Below are 23057 nucleotides of genomic sequence, written 5' to 3' on the forward strand. Positions count from 1 at the left end.
TCATCCGCTCGACTTGCATGTGTTAGGCCTGCCGCCAGCGTTCAATCTGAGCCATGATCAAACTCTTCAGTTCAATACTGCTTGGGTTTTTAAGAAACCCTAAACTTGGCTCAGCAATCTCAAATGACTATGTGATTTCTCGCATGGCCACTTGTGATGCTGATAATCTTTTTGACTATCAGTCCGTACTCACAAGCACCCACACGAATTACTTGATTCGATTTGTTAAAGAGCGTTTGGTTAAGAGCTTTTCGTCTCAACCGAGGCGCGCATTCTACGCTTTCCTCAGAGCCTGTCAAGCGTTTGTTTTGAAGTTTTTACTACCACTTTCTTTCGAAAGCTAACAACTTCAACAACTTACTGCTTGCCCCGAAGCGTTCATCGCTGCGAGGAGGCGAATAATACGCGCTTTGAAATCAGAGTCAACACCTTGTTCTGAAAAACTTTTCCAACAACCTTTTGCCGCTACCTGGCAACTAATGAAAGCGCAGTGGATCTGTAAAGAAACACACCACGGAGCGTAGCGGCCATGAGCAATGGGCAAAGCGAGAAAACCCCCGGTCTCTCTGCAGATGAAGAGCAGGAGGTCAGCCACAGCCAACCGCCGCGGGCGGCACTGCTGCATGAAATCATTCGCTACCAGGGCGATCAGGAGCTGGAACGTACACTTGCCGCGTTGTGGTGGTCGGCACTGGCCGCCGGCCTGTCCATGGGGTTGTCGTTGATGGCCATGGGGCTATTCTACGCCCGCCTGCCGGAAGGCGACGGTGCCCACGTGATCGCCAGTATCGGCTATAGCGCGGGCTTTCTTGCCGTGATACTGGCCCGCCAGCAACTGTTCACCGAAAATACGATCACCGCGGTGCTGCCCGTCATGACCGCCCCTACGCTGGCCAACTTTGGACGACTGCTACGTCTCTGGGGCGTGGTGTTGCTTGGCAACCTGGCAGGTACTCTGCTGATAGCCTGGGTGATGCTGGAACTGCCGATCTTCGACAGCAAGACCGATGTGGCATTCCTGGAGGTCGGCCGCAAGGTAATGAAGAACGACGTCAGCCAGATGTTCGCCAAGGGCATCATATCGGGCTGGATGATTGCCACCATGGTCTGGATGATTCCGTCAATGGAGCACGCCAAGATCTGGATCATTCTGATGATCACCTACCTGATGGCCCTTGGCGATTTCACTCATATAGTGGTGGGGTCAGTCGAAGTGTCCTACCTGGTGTGGGCTGGCGACGAAACCTGGCGCCGCTTCTGGCTGGAATTTGCATTGCCGACGCTGGCGGGCAACATCATAGGCGGCAGTTTCATCTTCGCCCTGATCAGCCATGCACAAGTGCGCAGTGACAGCGGTAAACCACCCTCGCGACTTCTGGATGACGACCAGGCCCTGTCCGCGCGCAGCAGGCACGAGCACAAATGATACTCAGCGTGCCGCTACGGTGAGTTCATTCCCCCTGGCCTTGCTAACTCACGGGCCAGGGGCTACACACCAGTTCCGCCCGCCATGCGGCGAGTCCTGGCTACCCCGTCTCCATCTGAGCCGGGTTGGCCAACATTACAAGGAACCGTCAACTGCCCCCACTTTGATCGAATCAACCGTGAATTGGCTTGTAAGGTCATTACTCGCCAATGAAGCACTGTTCAACAATATTCAAGCGAATTATGCGATGAACGGTACATCGGCAAAAGAAGATGAGCATTATGGACAACCGCAACGGCAAAGGGCTTTCATTCGTCAAGCGCATCTACCTGCCGCGTGTCATCGGCCTGGGAATCGGCCTGTTCACGGTCATGGCGGCCATTGCGCCGCTGTCGCCACCCTTCTGGACATGGCTGCTGGTACTGTTCAATGGTTTGCTGTGGCCGCACGCGGCCTACCTGTGGGCTTCCCGCTCGACAACGCCTTACCAGGCGGAACAGCGCAACCTCCTGCTGGACTCGCTGATGGGCGGGTTCTGGACCGCCGCCATGCACTTCAACCCGCTGCCCAGCGTGACCGTGCTGTCGATGATGACGATGAACAACGTCGCCGCCGGCGGCAAGCGCATGGTCTTTCGCGGGATGCTGGCGCAACTGGCCGGCATGCTCGCCGCCCTCCTGCTGCTTGGCCCTGGCTTGCAATTGATCGCCACGCCCCAGCAAGTCTATGCGTGCCTGCCAATGCTGGCGCTGTACCCGCTGGCCTTGGGCTGGGTGTGCTACCAGCTTGCGATCAAGCTGGGCGACCACAAGCGCCGGCTGAGTGCCCTGAGCCTCACCGACAGCCTGACCGGCCTGTTCAACCACGGCGCCTGGAAGGACCTGCTGCTGCTGAAGTTCCAGGCTTGCAAGCAGCAACAGGGGCACGCGGTGATTGCCCTGATCGACATCGATCACTTCAAGACCATCAACGACACCTTTGGCCATGTGGTCGGCGACTGTGTACTGCGCCAGCTCAGCGCTGAGCTGCGGCGAAGCCTGCGCGAGGGCGACCAGGCCGGACGTTACGGCGGCGACGAGTTCTGTGTGATCCTGCCCGAGACCAGCCAAGCTCAGGCCTGCCAAGCAATGGAGCGCCTGCGCGAACGGGTTTCCAGCTACCGCAACCCGCAGCTACCGCACCTGCGCATAAGCCTGAGTATCGGCCTGTCGCCCTTCGAGGCCGACCTCGAGTCCCCTGAACATTGGCTCGAACAGGCGGACAAGGCGCTATACCTCGCCAAGCACGCTGGCCGCGATCAGGTCAATTTTGCCCGCGGTCAAGCTGCCACGCTCAGGCTGGCCTATCCTGATTGAACCTCCTTCCTGACTGCCTGGCGGGAGGTTGCCTGAAGGAGCCGCTCGCGCATGGCCAGGACCGCCAAGCTTTCACCCGCTAGCCCCACACCGCGCTTTCAGGTGCGCCACCTCATTGCCGGTTTCAGCGCAGTGTTCGGTCTGGCTTGCCTGGTCATTCTCGGCGCGCTGTTCAATATCGCTAGCACACTCGACCGACAGGAGCGCCAACGTAGCGCCTTCCATGCGAACCAGGCGCTGGAACAACGGCTGCTCGCCTCACGCCAGTTTCTGTCCAGCTATGCCGTATGGGATGCAGCCTTCGAGCACCTGGCGGGCCAAGCCGACTGGCAATGGGCCTACGAGGAAAAGAACGTAGGCGAGTCGCTGTACAGCGCCAGCGGCTACGAAGGGGTGTTCGTCGTGGAAAACGACCGCACCACCTATGCCTTGTTCAAAGGCCAGCCCAGCCAGGCAGGTGCCAACACCTTTATAGACACACCGCTACAGCCGATCATCGAACAGGCCCGCGCAGCAGCAATTTCACGCGAGCAGGTCACCCGTTTCGTGCTGTTCAATGGCTGGCCGGCCGCACTCAGTGCAGCAGCCGTGCGCCCGGACAGGGAGGTTACCGACAGCGAAGTGAGCCAGGCGCCGGTAATGCTGTTCATCGACCAGCTCACCGAAAGCAAACTGGCACAGTTGGGCAACGGCGCCGGCCTGACCGGCATGCACGTGGAAAAGGAGGATAGCCAGAATCACAGCCACCTGCGTATCGACCTGGGCGACACCGGCTACCATCTGACCTGGAACAGCCCGCTGCCGGGGCGTCAGATGCTGTGGGCTGTGTTGCCAGCACTATTGTGCGCACTACTGATACTTGGACTGGTGATGCTTTACCTGTTCCGCCATGCCTTGCGCAGCTCCCGGGCAGTCGGCCTCACGCTCGTGCATCTGCAACAAAGCAACCAGGCCCTGGAGGCCAGCGAGCAACGTTTCCGCGCGGTGGCCGAGTCGGCATCCGACTGGATCTGGGAAACCGACCGGCAACAACGCCTGACCTACCTGTCGCAACGCTTCACCACCGTCACCGGTTACCTGGTGGACGGCTGGCTGGGCCACCCGCTCAACCAGTTGCTGGCCTGCGATACCACGCCGCTGTCACCTTGGCTGGACGCTCTGGCTACCGCCGACCCACAGCAATTGGCCAACCTGCGCTGCACTTACCGCGACCAGAATGGCCAGAACCGCTACTGCCGGATATCCGCCCGCGCTATCTGGCGCGATGGCAAGGCCATCGGTTTTCGGGGTACCGCCAGCGATATTACCGACGAAGTCGACGCCCACGCGCGCATCCAGCACCTTTCGCAGCACGACCCACTGACCGGGCTGGCCAACCGCAACAAGCTCGCCAGGCACCTGGAGCAGGCCTTGTTGCGCGGCAGTGACTCGCCGCCGCTGACCTTGTTGCTGCTGGACCTGGACAACTTCAAGCCGATCAACGACTCGCTCGGTCATGCCGCCGGAGATGCCGTGCTGCAAGAAGTGGCAACGCGCCTGCGCGACACCACCCGCGACGGCGATCTGGTCGCGCGTCTGGGCGGCGACGAGTTCATCCTGGTACTCAGCGGCATGGACAACAGCAGCGAAATCGACCGCTTCTGTGCGCGCCTGATCGGTCTGCTGCAGCAACCCATCGTTTTCGACAGCCAGCCTCTGCACATTGGTGCCAGCATTGGTGTTGCCCAGACGCGCAACCAGGGCTTCGATGCCGGTGAGCTGATCCGCTGTGCCGACATCGCCCTGTACCAGGCCAAGGCCGATGGAAAGAACACATGGCGCTACTTCGTTGCCGAAATGAATCAGCAGATCCAGTATCGCCGTCAGTTGGAGAACGACCTGCGCCGGGCCCTGCGCAATGAGGAGTTCGAGTTGCATTACCAGCCGCGCTACCGCCTCGACGACCTGCGTATCGTCGCGGTCGAGGCCTTGGTGCGCTGGCAGCACCCCCAGGAAGGCTTGCTGGGGCCGGACACCTTCATCCCGTTGGCTGAGCAGAGCGACATCATTGTTGCGCTAGGCCGCTGGGTGCTGCGCGAAGCTTGCCGCACGGCTCATGACTGGCCGGCCGACGTACTGGTTTCGGTCAACCTGTCGCCTGCGCAGTTCTTGCGCAGCGATGTGGTAGCCGACGTGCGCGAAACCTTGCTGGACACCGCCTTCCCCGCCCAACGGTTGGAGCTGGAGATTACCGAGAACGTGATGCTCAACGACATCGAGGGTGCGCTAGGTACCATGCTGTCGCTCAAGGAGCTTGGCGTGCGTCTGAACATGGACGATTTCGGCACCGGCTATTCGTCGTTGGGCTACCTGCGTACCTACCCGTTCGACAGCATCAAGATCGACAAGCGCTTCATCAGCGGCCTGAACAACGGCGGCAGCGAACGCGCTGTGGTCCAGGCCATCATCAACCTGGGTGAGGCGATGGGGCTGACAGTGACAGCCGAAGGCGTGGAAAGCGAACATCAACTCAAGGCGCTGGAAAAGGACCGCTGCCATGAAGTGCAAGGCTATTACCTGAGCAGACCCCTGGACAGCGCCGGGTTGGCGGCGTTGCTGCACCAAACATCCCAAAGCACTGCACAGCCCTTGTAGACGCGGCCTGGTACTGCTCCTAAACAGACTGGGTGCGCTGCTGCAGGCTGCGCTGCGCCACGATCTCGGGCAGGTCACACCGACGCAGATAGGTGCGCAGCGGTTCACCAATGTTCAAGCGGTCATCCACATGCTGATCCAGCAACAGCGACAGTCGTTCGCGGCACAGCGCCATGCGCTGCCCTTGCTCGGGCCGCCAGACAAACTCGCTGCAGGGGGTGATACTGGCGTCGGCCACGTCCATGCCGAACGCGTCCTCGGAGAAACGCACGATATGAACACCGCGCTTGCCGTGAAAACCGACAAAGCCCTTTAGCTGATCGGCGGCGTTGCAGATATCCTGGGAAGTGATGGCCATGACGTAACCTCGCAATGAAATCGGAAGATACGCACGCCTGGCAGGAGAAGGGTTGCCTCTGTCGGGCAACTCACAACGGCAGCCTAACGCAACTGGCGGGCCGCTCGCCAAGTTTTTTCGTGTTTGCCCGACAGTCAATGCCGGCTTGGCCTGACGGTCGTCGGCGAATTAAAGCTGCACTGCCTTCACCACACGCACAGGCTTACCGCTTCGAAAGTTACATTTCTGCCTGACGAGGCAGCACCATCACTGCGGGTCGCCGCCCTCGTGCACCTGCACACTCGCCGTCATCCCCGCACTCAAGGTCAGCCCTTCCGGCACTTGGTCCAGGCGAATCCTCACCGGTATGCGCTGGGCCAGTCGCACCCAGTTGAAAGTCGGTTCTACCTCCGGCAGCAATTGGCTGTCCGGATTGCTGTTGCGGTCGGTAATGCCGCGGCTGATGCTCTCCACGTGCCCCTGCATCGGTTCACCCGCCCCCATCAGCCAGACTTTCACGGTGTCCCCAACGCGAATGCGCGGCAGCTTGGTTTCTTCGAAATAGGCCTGGATGTAGAACGTCGAATCATCCACCAGTGCCATCACCGATTCCCCGGTGTTCACATAATTGCCTTCAGCCAGACGCAGATTGGTGATATGCCCGCTGCGCGGTGCCCGCACTTCACTGCGCGCCAGGTTGATCTTGGCCACCTGCAACTGCGCCTCGGCCTCATGCAACTCGCCGCGCGCAATGGCGGCATTGATCTGGGCGTTTTCACGCAACTCGGCACTGATCGCCTCTGGCCCTAGGGCAGTACGCCGGGCCGCTTCACGCTCGCGCAAGCGCAGTTGCTGGGCGCGGGTCTCGGTCACCGCACTGGCCTGGTCGAAGGCGGCCTGGAAACGCTCGCGGTCGATACTCATCAACAGGTCGCCAGCCTTGACCTGCTGGTTGTCATGGACCTTGAGTTCGCGCACCCAGCCAGACACATCAGGCGCAATCACCACCACATCGGCGCGTACACGGGCATCGCGCGTCCACGGGGTGAGCATGTAGTACTGCCACAGCTGGTAGCCGGCCAACACGGCCAGGGCCACCACACACAGGGTCACCAGAGTACGTACGGCCGCACGCATCGAAACACTCCTTTATAAAGTTCCCAGCAGGCGTACCACCAGGAACAACACACAAACGAACAGCGCCGCGTCGAACAGCGCCTCATGCCAGATCCAACGCCCCAACGGTGTGGCATGCACCACCAGGCGCAGCAGGCCGGTGAGCAGCAGCGCCAACAACACATAAAGCAGAAACGGGCTGAGCAGCACACCGCCCACTTCCCACTCACGCAAGCCCATGGGTGTCCTCCTGCCAGCGGCACCATTTGCCCCAGCTTTTCTGTAATTGCAGCACCGCCCCCTCGGCCAGCCGAAGCGGGTCGCTGGCAGGCAGCCGACGCAAGGCAGCAATGAACTGCTCACTGGCAGCATCCAACCGCTGCCCTCGCCCGGCAGCAGGCCCATTGGCCAGCACTGCTTCCACTTGTTGCAGGTACTCGCGCTCGGCCCGCCCCAGGGGGGCCTGGGCGACCGCCAGGCACATGCGCAGGTGCACCAGCTCGTCGCCGATATCCAGCCCGTGCAGGCCGTCATCCCAGCGTTTGCGTTCACCTTCCGGTAATTCACTGGCATGCCGCGCCAGTTGCATCAGCCGGTCGGCCATGCGCCCGCCAAACCAGCTGTCAGCCCCGCGCAGGTCGCGCCGAGTCAGGCGCACCAAGTCGTTCTGGGTTGCAGCACGCAAGCGCCGGCCCAGCCAGGCCGGGTGGCGGAACACCAATAAGCGAAAGGCCATGACCGCTGCCGACACCCCCACCAGCATGGCCAGGGCACTGTTCAACATGGTCGCCACGCCGAACTGCATGGCGTTGAGCGGCGACACCAGCACAATGAAGTGCAGGCAATAGGAAGTGGCCGTAGCCCCGGTACGCGGATGGGCCATGCCCAGAGCACCAAGAAACAGCGGCACGCCCATGCCCAGGCAGAGCATGGCGAAACTGCTCCATTGCGGCAGCATGATCTGCCCGACCAGAAACGCAGCCGGTATTGCCAGGAATATCCCGCGCAGAAAGCTCAGGCCGATCTGCGCGCCGTTTTCGCGACTGGCGAACAGGCTGCAGACCACGCAGGTCAGCACCAGGCCACCCGGGGCCGAAGGCCAGGCCGTAGCCAGCCAGAAGCCACTCATCACCAAAAAGGCCAGCGCGCTGCGCGAGCCGAACAGCAAGGCCAGCGACCAGTCTCGGTGCGCAGCCAATCCCTGGGACACGTCCTTGGGTGCCCTGCCCGCCTCCACATCCTCAAGTGCCTGGCTGGCGGCCATGGCATAGTCCAGCAGCAGGGCCATGCGCGCCAGGCAGAAGTGTTCAGCCGAACTGATCTGCTCATCGTGTGCGGCATCCCAGATGCGCTGACGCAGCAACAACAGGCTGGGCTGGTCGGGTTGGTCCAGCAACGTGCGCACTTCCTGCAACCAGGGCGTCAGGTGCTCGACCTCACACTCTTCCAGTTGCCGCCACTGGCGGCGCACCGAACGGGAAATACGCAACAGCACCATCAGTTTCTGGCTAAGGCCACGAATGGCACGAGCACGTTGGCGCCCGCGATTGCCCTCGAACCAGGCATGCTCACGTTGGCTGTCGATGGCAACGATGCGCCCCAGGCTTTCCAGCAGGCCTTTGCGCGCCTCGTCCTCTCCGCCCAGCATGGCTCTGGCGGCCTGCAGGCCGTTCTGCCAGGCCTGTCGCGCCTGCCCGCCCAGTTGCTGCTCGACCCGCATGGGCCAAAGCAAGGCACTGCTGGCTGTTGCACAGAAAATACCCAGGCAGATCTCGGTACAGCGAGCCACGGCCTGGTCGAATACCTGCAGGGGGTGATCGATGGCCGGCAAGGCAATGATCGCTGCGGTATAGCCGGCCAGTACAAATGCATAGGCCCAGGCGCTGCGCAACTGGGTGGACGCGGCGGTGCACAGGGCCAGCCACAGCGCCAAGGTAAGCAGGAACAGGCCGGGGGTCTGGGCGAACAGGCCGATGAACAGCACCGACATGACGGTACCTACCAACGTGCCGGCCAACCGCGCCAAGCCTTTCTGCACCACCATGCCCGATAGCGGCTGGGCGACGATGAAAGCAGTCATCAATGCCCAGGAGGGTTGCTCGAGCCCCCAGCGCATCGCCAGCCACAACGCCAGGCCGCCACCGAGCAGGGTCTTGATGGCGAACTTGAGGGCGAGGCTGCTGGGAGCGAACAGGGCCTGAAAGGTGATGGGCACGAGGCGGACCTTGCGGGGAAAAGTCTTGCTGAAAAGATAGACAATGATAAGCAGGATAAAGCGGAAACGATTAATTAGCTAGCTAATCATGTATATTCGATTGGCCTGCACTGAAAGGGACAGCTCAGGCAGTAAAAAATGCAGGCAAAAAAAATGGGCGACCGAAGTCGCCCTAAATGCCTTGCGTGCTCGTGTACCCGGAAGGTCAGCGCGGCTTGCGCTTGTTCGAGTCCTTCCAGATGAAAATGCCCAGACCGGCAAAGAAGGCGACCATCAACCCGACCGTTACCACACCGGCGATAACCACGTTGTCGAAGAACATGTTGGCCTCCCCATTCGTTTGCCGTTGTCCGATGGGTGCAAGTTAACCAATGTGGAGGCGGGGAAAATTGATCAGCGTCAATGGTGCCCGGGGCCGGGCACGCGAGGGGGGCGCAGGGTTGACCTGCGTCAAGTTTCAGCGCTTCTTCGGCTTGCCCTTGGGCTTCTTTTTCTTGCTGGTACTCAATGGCAGGGCCTGCTCGAAAGCGTTGCGCATTTCGTTCAGCCGCTTTTCCTTGAGGTCGTGGACGCGCTTGGCACGTTCGGCATCGAAATCGATGAGGTTGTCTTGGCTCATGGGTGGGCTCGACGATCAACAGAGAATTGCATGATGAAGCCAGGCGCAGGCGCTGACCAGCCCCTGTATCAGACTTCGATGTCCACCAGCAGTCCCTGGCGTACATGCTCGCCCATCAATGGCGCTACCGGCACGGTGTTGTCGGCATTGACCTCGTCACCCGGGACGGCATCGTAGCGCTCGTGCTCGCCCTTTTGCCGGCGTTGCTGCTGGCGGCGCTGTTCATCGCGCAGCAACAGTACCTGCTCCTGCGGATCGCGCTGGCGCTTGAGGTCGATGGCACTATCGCCGGACGCAGGCTGCGTCGGCACCACCGGCTTGATGTCAGGTGTTGGCTTGACCGGGTCCTGTTGCGAGGTGACCGGGGCGGCACTGAGCGGAATGATCGGCGGCAGCATGGACGTTCTCCTATGCCCCCTGTATCGGCAGGCGCAGCTTTACCTTGATGTCATGGACAACATTTACTCGGCTTCGTCACCAGGGAAGTCGTCACCTGGCGGGCTGGCCTCGCTCCAGGGTCGCTTGTACACCTGCTGCCAAACCGCAGCCATATGATCGCGTATTGCCTGCGGCGCGGCTTTCAGCGAGGCGCTGTCCTCGCGCTCACCACCGACCGGCTCCTCGCCCGCCGGGGTGATCAGCGACTGACCGGTAATGGTGTAACTGGACTGCCCTTCACGCATCTCGATGTCGATGTCGTGCGGGTCGATACCGCCGCCGCAGAACGCATGGCTGGCCAACGTTACCTCGGCCACGCCATTCTTGTTCAGGTCACTGACATCACTGACGTCATTATAGAAGTCAACGTCCAGATCCAGCCCCGGGCAAGTGGTTTCCTGCTCGATCTGCCAACGCGCCCTGAAGGTGTCGTTCTCGGCCGTGCGCCCGTACAAGGTGGCCTTGAGCACCACCTTGTCCACTTCCTGTCCGCTTTCCAGGTCGCTGGCCTGGCCATCGCTGCGGCTCAGAACCAGCAGCCCCTCGCCGTCAACGTCCCGAAAGTGCACGCTCTTTATCGGCGTCTGCACGCCCAGTACCTCAAGCTGCTCCATCGGGATGGGGGGCAATGTCTCAAAGTCTTTCTGCTCGCAGGCGCTCAGCAGCACCAGGCTGCCCACGGCTATCGAAGCGCTGATCCAGCGTTGCTTGGCAGACATGTTGATCCAGGGCCCTCGTCGGCGGCGCTGTGCAGAACGATGAAACGACTAGACTGTGCCTTTCGGTACCTTTCGATGCTATCGGCACTTTGGTCTGACCGGCCGATCCGTTAACATAATCGGCTTTTTCACCGCGGGAGTTCAGGCAGTATGGCGCAGCAGTATCAACCGGGGCAACGCTGGATCAGCGACAGCGAAGCAGAGCTCGGCCTGGGTACCATCCTGGCGCAGGATGGCCGCCTGTTGACCGTGCTCTACCCGGCCACTGGCGACACCCGCCAGTATTCCCTGCGCAACGCGCCGCTGACCCGCGTGCGCTTCTCGCCAGGTGACCAGATCACCCACTTCGAGGGCTGGAAGTTGACCGTGCGCGAGGTCGAGGACATCGACGGGCTGATGGTCTACCACGGCCTGGACGGGCAGAACCAGCCTCGCACCCTGCCCGAAACCCAGTTATCGAACTTCATTCAGTTCCGCTTGGCCAGCGACCGCCTGTTCGCCGGGCAGATAGACCCACTGTCGTGGTTCAGCCTGCGCTACAACACCCTGCAGCACACCAGCAAGCAGATGCAGTCGGCACTGTGGGGTTTGGGCGGCTGCCGCGCACAGCCCATTGCCCACCAACTGCACATCGCCCGCGAAGTCGCCGACCGCAGCGCCCCGCGCGTTCTGCTGGCCGACGAAGTGGGCCTGGGCAAAACCATCGAAGCCGGCCTGGTCATTCACCGCCAGCTGCTGTCGGGTCGCGCCAGCCGCGTACTGATCCTGGTACCGGAAAACCTCCAGCACCAGTGGCTGGTGGAAATGCGCCGGCGCTTCAATCTGCAAGTGGCGCTGTTCGACGCCGAGCGCTTCATCGAGAGTGACGCCAGCAATCCGTTCGAGGACGCCCAACTGGCGTTGGTTGCCCTGGAGTGGCTGGTCGACGACGAAAGGGCCCAGGACGCGCTGTTTGCCGCAGGCTGGGACCTGTTGGTAGTCGACGAAGCCCACCACCTGGTCTGGCACGAAGACCAGGTCAGCGCCGAGTACGGCCTGGTCGAGCAACTGGCCCAAGTGATCCCGGGCGTACTGCTGCTCACCGCCACCCCAGAGCAGCTTGGCCAGGACAGCCACTTCGCCCGCCTGCGCCTGCTCGACCCCAACCGTTTTCACGACCTGGCCGCTTTCCGCGCCGAGAGCGAGCACTACCGCCCGGTAGCCGAGGCGGTGCAGGAGCTGCTCGACGAGGGCCGTCTGTCGCCCAAGGCCCACGCCACCATCCAGGGCTTCCTGGGTGCCGAAGGCGAAGCCCTGCTGGCTGCGGTCAGCGACGGCGACACACAGGCCAGCGCGCGGCTGATTCGCGAGTTGCTGGATCGCCACGGCACCGGCCGCGTATTGTTCCGTAACACCCGTGCGGCGATTCAGGGCTTCCCCGAGCGCCAGTTGCACGCCTATCCGCTGGCCACGCCCGAGCAGTACCGCGACCTGCCAGCCGGCGAGCACGCCGAGCTGTACCCGGAAGTTGCCTTCCAGGCCCAGGGTGACGTTGCGGATGACGAGCGCTGGTGGCGTTTCGACCCGCGTGTCGACTGGCTGATCGACACCCTGAAGATGCTCAAGCGCACCAAAGTGCTGGTGATCTGCGCCCACGCCGAAACCGCCATGGACCTGGAAGATGCCCTGCGCGTGCGCTCCGGCATCCCGGCTTCGGTGTTCCATGAAGGCATGAGCATCCTCGAGCGCGACCGCGCCGCTGCCTACTTTGCCGATGAAGAGTTCGGTGCCCAGGTACTGATCTGCTCGGAAATCGGCAGCGAAGGCCGCAACTTCCAGTTCGCTCATCACCTGGTGATGTTCGACCTGCCAGCGCACCCCGATCTGCTCGAACAGCGCATCGGCCGCCTTGACCGGATCGGCCAGAAGCACACTATCCAGTTGCACATCCCGTACCTGCAGGACAGCCCGCAGGAGCGCCTGTTCCAGTGGTACCACGAAGGCCTCAACGCCTTCCTCAACACCTGCCCCACCGGTAATGCCCTGCAACACCAGTTTGGCCCACGCCTGCTGCCGCTGCTCGAAGGCGGCGAAAACAAGGCCTGGGATACCCTGGTGGCCGACGCCCGCGGCGAGCGCGAGCGTCTGGAAGCCGAACTGCACACTGGCCGTGACCGCCTGCTGGAGCTCAACTCCGGCGGTGCCGGCGAAGGTCAGGCGCTGGTCGAGGCTATTCTCGAACAGGACGATCAGTTCGCCCTGCCGATCTACATGGAAACCCTGTTCGACGCCTTCGGCATCGACAGCGAAGACCATTCCGAGAACGCCCTGATCCTCAAGCCGAGCGAGAAGATGCTCGATGCCAGCTTCCCGCTGGGCGACGATGAAGGCGTGACCATCACCTACGACCGTGGCCAGGCGCTGTCGCGCGAGGACATGCAGTTCCTCACCTGGGAGCACCCGATGGTGCAGGGCGGCATGGACCTGGTGCTGTCAGGCTCGATGGGCAACACCGCCGTGGCGTTGATCAAGAACAAAGCGCTCAAACCAGGCACTGTACTGCTTGAACTGCTGTTCGTCAGCGAGGTAGTGGCACCCCGCAGCCTGCAACTGGGCCGCTACCTGCCACCGGCGGCACTGCGCTGCCTGCTCGATGCCAATGGCAACGACCTGGCGTCACGCGTGGCCTTCGAAACCCTCAATGACCAGCTCGAGAGCGTACCGCGCGCCAGCGCCAACAAGTTCGTCCAGGCCCAGCGCGATGTGCTGGCCAAGCGTATCAGTGGCGGTGAAGAGAAGATTCTGCCAACCCACGTCGAGCGCGTGGCCGAAGCCCAGCGCCGCCTGGCAGCCGAGGCCGACGAAGAGTTGGCGCGCCTGGTAGCGTTGCAAGCGGTCAACCCGAGTGTGCGTGACAGCGAAATCGACGCCTTGCGCAAGCAGCGCGAAGATGGCCTGGCGATGCTGGAAAAGGCCGCCCTGCGGCTGGAAGCCATCCGCGTGCTGGTGGCTGGCTAAGAAAAACCAGGCACCGCTGCCCTTGTGGGAGCGGGCGGCCCGCGAACACCGGCGCAGTCGGTGACAGCCACCGTGCTGGATTCTTCGCGGGCACGCCCGCTCTGACCGGGCAAGCAATATTCCTGACTGCGATTACAGTGATAACCAAATCGTAGAAATCATTGTGCCATTAGTCAGGAAGGCTTAAATACTCCTTCCTATACTGCCTCTGGACAGTCTGCACAGGGTTGTAGCGCAGACGAGTGAAGACTCGATCAAGAGGCATTCCATGGAATGGCTGGGGCTGCAACTGTTCGCCGATCTTCCCGCAACCGGGCGCATCGTCATCGACTGCCGTCATGAACCGTTCTTGGTTCTGCTCGCCTATTTCGTTGCTTGCGCGGCCTGTCTAGCCACCCTCGACATGGCCGAGCGCCAGTCCCACAGCGACGACCCGACCGCCCACCGGCAATGGAACATGCTGGGAGCCTGCTGCCTGGCAGGCGGTATATGGGCCATGCACTTCATCAGCATGCTGGCTTTTCGGGCCCCGGTAGAAGTGCACTACGACGTATCCCTGACCATTCTTTCACTGCTCATCGCATTGTGCGTGGCCTGGCTGGCCATGCACAGCCTCGAACGCAGCAAGATGCGCGCGTACCACTTTGTGCCGAGCGCAGTGCTGATCGGCCTGGGCATCATCCTCATGCATTTTGTCGGCATGGCCGCAATGGAAACGGGTGCCCGCCAGTACTACCAGACCGGCTTGCTACTTGCCTCTGCCGCCATTGCCCTGCTTACCGCCCTGACCGCGTTGTACCTGGCCCGCTACTTGCGCAATGGCAGCGGCACCCTGTACCAGGCCATGAAGTACGGCGCCAGCCTGCTGATGGCCGGCGGCATCGTCGCCACTCATTTCACCGCGATGTCGGCCATGACCCTGATCATCCCTGCCGATACCGCACTGCGCCTACCGTCTGGCGACAACAGCCTGCAACTGGGACTGGGCATCGGCTTCATCACCCTGCTGATCAGTGGTGCCAGCATCAGCGCCGCACTGGCCGACAAGAAGTTGCAAAGCAAGGAGCACGACCTGCGCCGGGTCAGCGTGCTGCTCAGCCAACTGGACCAGGCCCGCGCTTCGCTGCAGCAGGCGGCGCACTACGACGCCCTGACCAACCTGCTCAACCGCCGTGGATTCAACCAGGTATTCGCCGAGCGCCTGGTCGAACATCAGGCCAGTGAAAACCGCCTGGCCGTGATGTTCCTCGACATCGACCATTTCAAGCGCATCAACGACAGCCTCGGCCACGACGCCGGTGACGAGCTGCTCAAGGTGATCGCCAACCACATCAAGGCCGCTACCCGCAGCCACGACCTGGTTGCGCGCTTTGGTGGCGACGAATTCTGTGTGGTCACCAGCCTGAACAGCCGCGACGAAGCCCGCCACCTGGCCCAGCGCATCATGCAACGGATGAAAGACCCCATCGACCTGGGCGGGCGGCGCATGGTCATGACCACCAGCATCGGTGTAAGTATCTTCCCGGACGATGGCGGCACAGCCGAAGAGCTGCTCAAGCATGCCGACCTGGCCCTCTACCAATCCAAGGACAACGGGCGCAACAGCCTGAACTTCTTCAATGACAGCCTGAAGGCCCGCGCGTCGATCGCCTTGCAACTGGAAGAAGAGCTGCGCCTGGCCCTGCTCGAAGAGCGTGGGCTGCGTGTGTACTACCAGCCGATCTTCGACCTGCGCAGTGGGCAAGTGGCCAAACTGGAAGCGCTGGTACGCTGGCAGCATCCTCAACACGGCCTGCTCGGGCCCGACCGTTTTGTCGGCATTGCCGAAGCCAACGGCCTGATCATCGACCTGGACCTGTGGGTGCTTCGCCACGCCTGTGCCGACCTGGCCCGCTTGCAGCGTCACGGCTGCGGCGAAGTCAAGGTCACGGTCAATTGCTCGGCAGTCACCCTCAGCCACGACGAACTGCCCAACGAAGTTGAAAAGGCGCTGCTCCACGCCGGCCTTGCGCCGCGCCATCTGGAGCTGGAAGTGACCGAGAACGCCCTGGTGGGCGATATCCAGCGCACGGTCAGCCTGCTCAAACGCGTCCGGGCCTTGGGGGTGGCACTTTCGATCGACGATTTTGGTACCGGCTACTCGTCACTGGCCTACCTCAAACGCCTGCCGCTGGATGTACTGAAGATCGACCGCACCTTCCTGCAGGATGTACCGGGCAGCCAGAAAGACCGCGAAATTGTCCAGGCAATCATCGCCATGGCGCATACCCTGCACCTGCGGGTAGTCAGCGAGGGCGTGGAAACCGCCGAGCAGCAGGCTTTCCTCGAAAGCCATGGTTGCGACTACCTGCAGGGCTACCTGTTGGGGCGCCCCGTACCGCTGGCCGAGTTGCGTCCTGTGCTGGAGCGGTTGCAGCGCCAGAGTGGCCGGATCACTCCTTGTTGCGGTACAGCTCTACCAGGGTCGCCGGATCTTTTTGCAGGTAACCCTGGCTACCGTGCAACCGCATCAGTTGCGCGGCAAGGCCACTGAGTGGCGTTGCTGAGCCTTGCTCGCGGGAAAACTTGACCGCGCCATCGAGGTCCTTGAGCAGCGTGCGTACGTGCCACTTGATCGGCTCGAAGCGGCTCTCGGCCATTTGCGGCGCAAGAATCTGCAATGGCTTGGAATCGGCAAAACCACCGGCCAGCGCTTCAGCGATCAGCGTCGCATCCACGCCCGACTGTTCGGCCAGTGCCACCACTTCTGCAATTACCAGGGCATTGCACGCGACGATCATCTGGTTGCAAGCCTTGGTCACCTGGCCCGCGCCTACCGCCCCCATATGCGTCACGCGCTGACCAAGCACCTGCAGCACCGGGCGTGCACGCTGCAGGTCGGCCGCTTCACCACCAACCATGATCGCCAGCGTGCCAGCTTCGGCACCGGGCGTACCGCCAGATACAGGTGCATCCAGCCACGCCATGCCGCACAGTGCCGCCAGCTCGGCGGCCATTTCACGGGTGGCGGTGGGTTCCAGGCTAGAGAAATCGATCAGCAACTGGCCGCTGCGCCCGCCTTGGGCAATGCCTTGCTCACCGAACACCACTTCACGCACCACCGCCGTGTCGGCCAGGCACAGTAGCACCATGTCGCTGTCACGGCACAATTCGGCCGGGCTGTTGGCCAGGCGAGCGCCAGCAGCGACCAAGGCGGCGCACTTGTCCGGGCTGCGGTTCCAAACCGTCAATGGATAACCCGCTGCCAGCAGGCGGCGGCACATGGGCAGGCCCATCAGGCCGATGCCGGCGAATCCAAGCGAAGGTCGTGCAGTGCTCATCGATAAACTCCTGACTGATTCGAACATTTCCCAGATTGGCGAGGATCCCGGTGGCGCCTGGCACAACGGTGCCACATTACGCATCCCGTAAACTGTTACCGCCACGCCGAATTGTTACTTCCCTCTACCCATCCTGATTGCTTTCAATCACCAAAACGGCGCTGATGCGTATTTTTGCGCACCAAAAAAGATCACGCTTATTCCTGGCACTTCACCTGTATCACGATGAACGGCGACACCACCACCGCCCAGATCTCTGGCTCGCGGCTTTGCAGGTCCAATGCCTGCTCGGCCGACACCGGCCCAACGGTGCCATCACTACGCCACTTGGCGAAGATCTCGCTGCGATTCTCGGCCATCGCCTCGGCAACAGCGATCAGGTCAAGGCTGGGGTCGACCCAAATCAGGTCACCCTTGGCCCAAAAACGCTCCAGCGCTTTCCACTCGATGATTGCCGTCTCGCCAAGCAATTTGGCATAGAGGGTGCTTGTTTGATCAGTCATGGGCGGTATCCGCAAAAATCGGCCAATAAAAAGGCCGGCATTTTTGCAGAAAAACCCGGTTTCAAATATGTAATTTGGTCGATTGACCCCGGGTTTGTGGGACGGGGTCGCAGATGCAGGCAGTTTGATGGCGCCTTTCTGTATCTTTCTGTCGATCAAGCGACAACACAGGAAAGACGCACTTTTCGACCGCTTTTCAAGCGCTCGAACAGCGCTCTACACTGTACCGGTACAGTTCCGGGACATGTTCCGGGGGAAGGTGGGCTTGCGCGTTGGCATGGCCACGCCGCGAATCCCGCCCGGTCTGTAGCCCTGGCCGCCAGGACTATAAGAATTACAACAGAATGAGTGGAGCACTATGATCAAGATTTCCAAGCTGTTCGCCGCAATGGTTCTGGCCGGGGTAGCCAGCCATTCGTTTGCCGCCGATACCATCAAGATCGGCATCGCCGGTCCCAAGACGGGTCCTGTGACCCAGTACGGCGACATGCAGTTCATCGGCGCCAAGCAAGCCATCAAGGATATCAACGCCGCGGGCGGCGTCGATGGCAAGATGCTCGAAGCCAAGGAATACGACGACGCGTGCGACCCTAAACAGGCCGTGGCAGTCGCCAACAAAGTGGTCAACGATGGCGTCAAGTTCGTCGTCGGCCACCTGTGCTCCAGCTCCACCCAACCTGCGTCCGACATCTACGAAGACGAAGGCGTGATCATGATCACCCCCGCCGCCACCAGCCCGGAAATCACCGCCCGTGGTTACCAGCTGATCTTCCGCACCATCGGCCTGGACAGCGCCCAGGGCCCGGCAGCCGGCAACTACATCGCCGACCACGTCAAGCCGAAGGTCGTTGCCGTCCTGCACGACAAGCAGCAGTACGGTGAAGGCATCGCCACCGCCGTCAAGCAGACCCTGGAAAGCAAAGGCACCAAGGTTGCCGTATTCGAAGGCCTGAACGCTGGTGACAAGGACTTCTCCTCGATCATCCAGAAGCTCAAGCAGAACAATGTCGACTTCGTCTACTACGGCGGCTACCACCCAGAGCTGGGTCTGATCCTGCGCCAGGCTCAGGAAAAAGGCCTGAAAGCCAAGTTCATGGGTCCGGAAGGCGTGGGTAACGACTCCATTTCGCAGATTGCCCAGGGCGCTTCCGAAGGCCTGCTGGTCACCCTGCCGAAGTCGTTCGACGCAGACCCGGAGAACAAGAAGATCGTCGACGCCATCAAGGCTGACGGCAAGGACCCGAGTGGCCCGTTCGTATTCCCTGCCTACTCGGCCGTCGAACTGATCGCTCAAGGCATCAAGAAAGCCGGCTCCGATGATACCGAGAAGGTGGCCAAGGCCATCCACGAAGGCACCTTCAAGACCCCGACCGGCGACCTGTCGTTCGACAAGAAAGGCGACCTGAAAGACTTCAAGTTCGTGGTCTACGAATGGCACTTCGGCAAGCCGAAGACTGAAGTCTCCCCTCAGTAACTGCGTGACTAATAGCTGACCTACGAGCCCACTGTGCGAGCAGTGGGCTTCGTTTTATGAGGTTCATGGGCCCGATCCCCGCGATCCGGGGGCGGGCTCACCTGAAAATCTTAAAACCGTCATCCGCGGTTTCCTGGCCGTACCCCTGCCAGTGAAATGCAAATCAGGTTTTTAGGAGCGCTGTAATGCCTGAGATCTACCATTTCTTCCAACAACTGGTTAATGGATTGACCATCGGCAGCACCTATGCCTTGATCGCCATCGGCTACACGATGGTGTACGGCATCATTGGCATGATCAACTTCGCCCACGGCGAGGTGTACATGATCGGTTCCTACGTGGCCTTCATCGCCCTGGCGGGTCTGGCCATGATGGGTATCCATTCGCTGCCGATCCTGATGACCGTCGCCTTCGTCGCGACGATCTTCGTCACCAGTGCCTATGGCTACAGCATCGAACGAGTTGCCTACCGCCCCCTGCGTAACAGCAACCGTCTGATCCCGCTGATTTCCGCCATCGGCATGTCGATTTTCCTGCAGAACACGGTCTTGCTTTCGCAGGACTCAAAGGATAAATCCATCCCCAACCTGATCCCCGGGAGTTTCTCCTTCGGGCCAGGCGGTGCTGAAGAAGTACTGATCAGCTACATGCAGATCCTGGTGTTCGTCGTCACCCTGGTGGCCATGACACTGCTCACCCTGTTCATCTCTCGTTCCCGCCTGGGCCGCGCCTGCCGCGCCTGTGCCGAGGACATCAAGATGGCCAACCTGCTGGGCATCAACACCAACAACATCATCGCCCTCACCTTCGTCATCGGTGCCGCCCTGGCGGCCGTGGCGGCCGTGCTGCTGAGCATGCAGTACGGGGTGATCAACCCCAACGCCGGCTTCCTGGTGGGCCTGAAAGCCTTCACCGCGGCGGTACTGGGGGGCATCGGCAGCATTCCGGGCGCCATGCTCGGTGGGCTGGTGCTGGGTGTAGCCGAAGCATTTGGCGCCGACATATTCGGTGACCAGTACAAGGACGTGGTGGCATTCGGCTTGTTGGTTCTTGTCCTGCTGTTCCGGCCGACCGGCATCCTGGGCCGCCCGGAGGTTGAAAAAGTATGAACAGAAATCTCAAACAGGCGTTCTTCAGCGCCTTGCTGGTCTGGGCCGTGGCCTTCCCGGTGCTGGGCCTGAAACTGAGCATCGACGGCATCAGCCTGGTCGTGCACAGTCAGGGCTCGTTCACCATCAGCATCATCGCCGTGTGTTCGGTGCTGATGTTCCTGCGCGTGCTGTTCGACAAGCAGTGGAGTTCGGTGATGGGCCGCCGTTCGGATCGCAAGCTGATCCCCCCGGCAGTCAGCAACTACCTCACCCTGCCCAAGACCCAGCGCTATGTCATCATCGGGTTGATCGTGATGGCACTGGTATGGCCGTTCTTCGGCTCTCGCGGTGCGGTCGACATCGCTACGCTGATCCTGATCTACGTGCTGCTGGGCCTGGGCCTGAACATCGTGGTCGGCCTGGCAGGCCTGCTCGACCTCGGCTACGTGGGTTTCTATGCCGTCGGTGCCTACAGCTATGCCATGCTCTCGCACTACCTGGGCTGGAGCTTCTGGGTGTGCCTGCCGATTGCCGGCCTGATGGCTGCCACATTCGGCTTCCTGCTCGGCTTCCCGGTGCTGCGCCTGCGCGGTGACTACCTGGCGATCGTGACACTCGGCTTCGGCGAGATCATCCGCCTGTTCCTGCGTAACCTCACCGACTGGACCGGTGGCCCCAACGGCATCAGCAACATCCCCAAGCCGGAGCTCTTCGGCTTGACTTTCGAACGCCGTGCAGCCGAGGGCATGCAGACTTTCCACGAGTTCTTCGGGCTGCAATACAACTCGATCAACAAGGTCATCTTCCTGTACCTGGTGGCCCTGCTGCTGGCCCTGCTGGCTTTGTTCGTGATCAACCGCCTGCTGCGCATGCCGATCGGTCGTGCCTGGGAAGCACTGCGTGAAGATGAGATCGCCTGCCGTGCACTGGGCCTGAACCCGACCGTGATCAAGCTCTCGGCATTCACCCTGGGTGCCTGCTTCGCCGGTTTCGCCGGCAGCTTCTTCGCCGCGCGCCAAGGCTTGGTGACGCCGGAGTCGTTCACCTTCATCGAGTCGGCGATCATCCTCGCCATCGTCGTGCTTGGCGGCATGGGCTCACAACTGGGCGTGATTCTCGCGGCCATCGTGATGATCCTGCTGCCTGAGCTGATGCGTGAGTTCAGCGAATACCGGATGCTGATGTTCGGTGCGCTGATGGTGTTGATGATGATCTGGCGTCCGCAAGGCTTGCTGCCTATGCAACGTCCACAGATGGAGCTGCCCCGATGAGCCGCGAAATTCTGCAAGTCAGCGGCCTGAGCATGCGCTTTGGCGGCTTGTTGGCGGTCAACGGCGTGGGCCTGACCGTCAAGGAGAAACAGGTAGTGGCGCTGATCGGCCCGAACGGCGCCGGCAAGACCACCGTGTTCAACTGCCTGACCGGCTTTTACAAGCCCAGCGGCGGCACCATCCTGCTCGATGGCCAGCCGATCCAGGGCCTGGCCGGCCACCAGATTGCGCGCAAGGGCGTGGTGCGAACCTTCCAGAACGTGCGCCTGTTCAAGGAAATGACCGCGCTGGAAAACCTGCTTATCGCCCAGCACCGCCACCTCAACACCAACTTCTTCGCTGGCCTGTTCAAGACCCCGGGTTTCCGCCGCAGCGAGAAGGAAGCCCTGGAGCGTGCGCAGTACTGGCTGGAGAAGGTCAACCTCACCGAGTTCGCCAACCGCACCGCCGGCACCCTTGCCTACGGCCAGCAGCGCCGCCTGGAAATCGCCCGCTGCATGATGACCCAGCCACGCATCATCATGCTGGACGAACCAGCCGCAGGCCTGAACCCGAAAGAAACCGAAGACCTCAAGGCCCTGATCGCCTACTTGCGTGAATCGCACAGCGTCACCGTGCTGCTGATCGAGCACGACATGAAGCTGGTGATGAGCATCTCCGACCATATCGTGGTCATCAACCAGGGCACCCCCCTGGCCCACGGCACGCCGGAAGAGATCCGCGATAACCCTGATGTGATCAAAGCCTACCTGGGGGAAGCGTAAATGCTGAAGTTTGAAAACGTTTCCACCTTCTATGGCAAGATCCAGGCGCTGCACAGCGTCAACGTGGAGATCAACCAAGGCGAAATCGTCACCCTGATCGGCGCCAACGGTGCCGGCAAGTCGACCTTGCTCATGACCCTGTGCGGCTCGCCGCAGGCGCACAGTGGCAGCATCAAGTACCTGGGTGAAGAACTGGTCGGCCAGCCGTCCTCGCACATCATGCGCAAAAGCATCGCCGTCGTGCCGGAAGGCCGCCGCGTGTTCGCCCGCCTGACCGTCGAGGAAAACCTGGCAATGGGTGGTTTCTTCACCGACAAGGGCGACTATCAGGAGCAACTGGACAAGGTGTTGCAACTGTTCCCGCGCCTGAAGGAGCGCTACATGCAGCGTGGCGGCACCATGTCCGGCGGCGAGCAGCAAATGCTCGCCATTGGCCGGGCACTGATGAGCAAGCCCAAGCTGCTGCTGCTCGACGAGCCCTCGCTGGGCCTGGCACCGATCATCATCCAGCAGATCTTCGACATCATCGAACAGCTACGCCGCGATGGCGTGACGGTGTTCCTGGTGGAGCAGAACGCCAACCAGGCGCTGAAGATCGCTGACCGGGCTTATGTGCTGGAAAACGGTCGGGTGGTGATGCAGGGTACGGGGGAAGCACTGTTGACCGACCCGAAAGTGCGCGACGCGTACCTGGGGGGTTGAATGAAAAAGGGCCTTCGGGCCCTTTTTTCTGCCTGCAGGACGTGTATCGTGGCCAGCTCTTTGGCAAAGATTCCCC

20 protein-coding genes and 1 rRNA gene are annotated in these 23057 nt (G+C 61.4%); 10 read left to right on the forward strand and 11 right to left on the reverse strand.

Annotated features, from left to right (window positions below; translation table 11 throughout):
* Positions 1-73: ribosomal RNA gene (locus tag ACF8GF_RS23140) — 16S ribosomal RNA — on the reverse strand; the annotation flags it as partial.
* 456 nt (positions 74-529) lie between these two features.
* On the opposite strand from ACF8GF_RS23140, the gene ACF8GF_RS23145 reads away from it, so the two are divergent.
* From ACF8GF_RS23145 to ACF8GF_RS23155, 3 genes are all read left to right on the forward strand, one after another.
* Entirely contained in the window at positions 530-1426 is an 897-nt protein-coding gene (locus tag ACF8GF_RS23145) for a formate/nitrite transporter family protein (RefSeq protein WP_339443713.1), read from the forward strand.
* A 281-nt stretch (positions 1427-1707) separates the two neighbouring features.
* Positions 1708-2781 carry a diguanylate cyclase gene (locus tag ACF8GF_RS23150; protein ID WP_176685302.1) on the forward strand — a complete coding sequence of 358 codons (1074 nt, stop codon included), beginning with the start codon at positions 1708-1710 and terminating at the stop codon, positions 2779-2781.
* 51 nt (positions 2782-2832) lie between these two features.
* Positions 2833-5415, forward strand: coding sequence for an EAL domain-containing protein (locus ACF8GF_RS23155; RefSeq protein ID WP_392488524.1), 2583 nt, complete (start codon positions 2833-2835; stop codon positions 5413-5415).
* Between the two features lie 19 nt (positions 5416-5434).
* Here the strand turns inward: ACF8GF_RS23155 and ACF8GF_RS23160 are convergent, their stop codons facing one another.
* From ACF8GF_RS23160 to ACF8GF_RS23195, 8 genes are all read right to left on the reverse strand, one after another.
* A complete protein-coding gene (locus ACF8GF_RS23160) occupies positions 5435-5773 on the reverse strand; it encodes a DUF2025 family protein (protein ID WP_176685304.1) in 339 nt (112 codons plus the stop codon).
* Positions 5774-6019: 246 nt separating this feature from the next.
* The gene (locus ACF8GF_RS23165; RefSeq protein WP_176685305.1) at positions 6020-6889 is read right to left on the reverse strand and encodes an HlyD family secretion protein; all 870 of its coding nucleotides are present in this window, start codon (positions 6887-6889) and stop codon (positions 6020-6022) included.
* Between the two features lie 12 nt (positions 6890-6901).
* Entirely contained in the window at positions 6902-7108 is a 207-nt protein-coding gene (locus ACF8GF_RS23170) for a DUF1656 domain-containing protein (RefSeq protein WP_012051433.1), read from the reverse strand.
* Complete coding sequence (locus ACF8GF_RS23175; RefSeq protein ID WP_209967656.1) at positions 7095-9083, reverse strand: FUSC family protein; 1989 nt, start codon at positions 9081-9083, stop codon at positions 7095-7097. The genes ACF8GF_RS23170 and ACF8GF_RS23175 overlap by 14 nt, the downstream gene beginning before the upstream one ends.
* A 205-nt stretch (positions 9084-9288) precedes the next feature.
* A complete protein-coding gene (gene ccoM / locus ACF8GF_RS23180) occupies positions 9289-9405 on the reverse strand; it encodes a cytochrome c oxidase subunit CcoM (RefSeq protein ID WP_003254862.1) in 117 nt (38 codons plus the stop codon).
* 135 nt (positions 9406-9540) lie between these two features.
* On the reverse strand, positions 9541-9702 hold the full coding sequence (locus ACF8GF_RS23185) for a hypothetical protein (RefSeq protein ID WP_003254864.1): 162 nt from the start codon (positions 9700-9702) through the stop codon (positions 9541-9543).
* A gap of 68 nt (positions 9703-9770) precedes the next feature.
* A complete protein-coding gene (locus ACF8GF_RS23190; protein WP_176685307.1) occupies positions 9771-10100 on the reverse strand; it encodes an aspartate-semialdehyde dehydrogenase in 330 nt (109 codons plus the stop codon).
* A gap of 63 nt (positions 10101-10163) precedes the next feature.
* Complete coding sequence (locus tag ACF8GF_RS23195; protein WP_392488525.1) at positions 10164-10859, reverse strand: M949_RS01915 family surface polysaccharide biosynthesis protein; 696 nt, start codon at positions 10857-10859, stop codon at positions 10164-10166.
* Positions 10860-11009: 150 nt separating this feature from the next.
* Here ACF8GF_RS23195 and rapA point away from each other — a divergent pair, with 150 nt between their 5' ends.
* Positions 11010-13856 (forward strand): RNA polymerase-associated protein RapA, encoded by a 2847-nt coding sequence (rapA, locus tag ACF8GF_RS23200; RefSeq protein WP_339443716.1) that lies wholly within the window; start codon positions 11010-11012, stop codon positions 13854-13856.
* Positions 13857-14124: 268 nt separating this feature from the next.
* On the forward strand, positions 14125-16389 hold the full coding sequence (locus tag ACF8GF_RS23205) for a putative bifunctional diguanylate cyclase/phosphodiesterase (RefSeq protein WP_392488526.1): 2265 nt from the start codon (positions 14125-14127) through the stop codon (positions 16387-16389).
* On the opposite strand, the gene ACF8GF_RS23210 is transcribed toward ACF8GF_RS23205, so the two are convergent.
* Both ACF8GF_RS23210 and ACF8GF_RS23215 read right to left on the reverse strand, forming a co-directional pair.
* Positions 16289-17176, reverse strand: a complete 888-nt coding sequence (locus ACF8GF_RS23210) for an NAD(P)-dependent oxidoreductase (RefSeq protein WP_176685311.1) — start codon at positions 17174-17176, stop codon at positions 16289-16291. The two genes, ACF8GF_RS23205 and ACF8GF_RS23210, sit on opposite strands and share 101 nt — an antisense overlap.
* Positions 17177-17373: 197 nt before the next feature.
* A complete protein-coding gene (locus tag ACF8GF_RS23215; protein ID WP_176685312.1) occupies positions 17374-17679 on the reverse strand; it encodes a DUF2288 domain-containing protein in 306 nt (101 codons plus the stop codon).
* A gap of 358 nt (positions 17680-18037) precedes the next feature.
* On the opposite strand from ACF8GF_RS23215, the gene ACF8GF_RS23220 reads away from it, so the two are divergent.
* The 5 genes from ACF8GF_RS23220 to ACF8GF_RS23240 all read left to right on the forward strand — a co-directional run bounded on the left by ACF8GF_RS23220 (position 18038) and on the right by ACF8GF_RS23240 (position 22981).
* A complete protein-coding gene (locus ACF8GF_RS23220; protein WP_176685313.1) occupies positions 18038-19153 on the forward strand; it encodes a branched-chain amino acid ABC transporter substrate-binding protein in 1116 nt (371 codons plus the stop codon).
* 185 nt (positions 19154-19338) lie between these two features.
* Positions 19339-20262, forward strand: a complete 924-nt coding sequence (livH, locus tag ACF8GF_RS23225) for a high-affinity branched-chain amino acid ABC transporter permease LivH (protein WP_008097482.1) — start codon at positions 19339-19341, stop codon at positions 20260-20262.
* A complete protein-coding gene (locus ACF8GF_RS23230) occupies positions 20259-21515 on the forward strand; it encodes a high-affinity branched-chain amino acid ABC transporter permease LivM (protein ID WP_176685314.1) in 1257 nt (418 codons plus the stop codon). The genes livH and ACF8GF_RS23230 overlap by 4 nt, the downstream gene beginning before the upstream one ends.
* Positions 21512-22279 carry a high-affinity branched-chain amino acid ABC transporter ATP-binding protein LivG gene (gene livG / locus ACF8GF_RS23235; RefSeq protein ID WP_021785842.1) on the forward strand — a complete coding sequence of 256 codons (768 nt, stop codon included), beginning with the start codon at positions 21512-21514 and terminating at the stop codon, positions 22277-22279. Before ACF8GF_RS23230 ends, livG begins: the two co-directional genes overlap by 4 nt.
* Positions 22280-22981 (forward strand): ABC transporter ATP-binding protein, encoded by a 702-nt coding sequence (locus ACF8GF_RS23240; RefSeq protein ID WP_021785841.1) that lies wholly within the window; start codon positions 22280-22282, stop codon positions 22979-22981.
* The last annotated feature ends 76 nt before the right edge of the window (positions 22982-23057 follow it).

Origin of the sequence: Pseudomonas sp. yb_5, from assembly GCF_043103865.1 — a bacterium.
GTDB classification, from domain to species: Bacteria; Pseudomonadota; Gammaproteobacteria; order Pseudomonadales; family Pseudomonadaceae; genus Aquipseudomonas; species Aquipseudomonas putida_Y.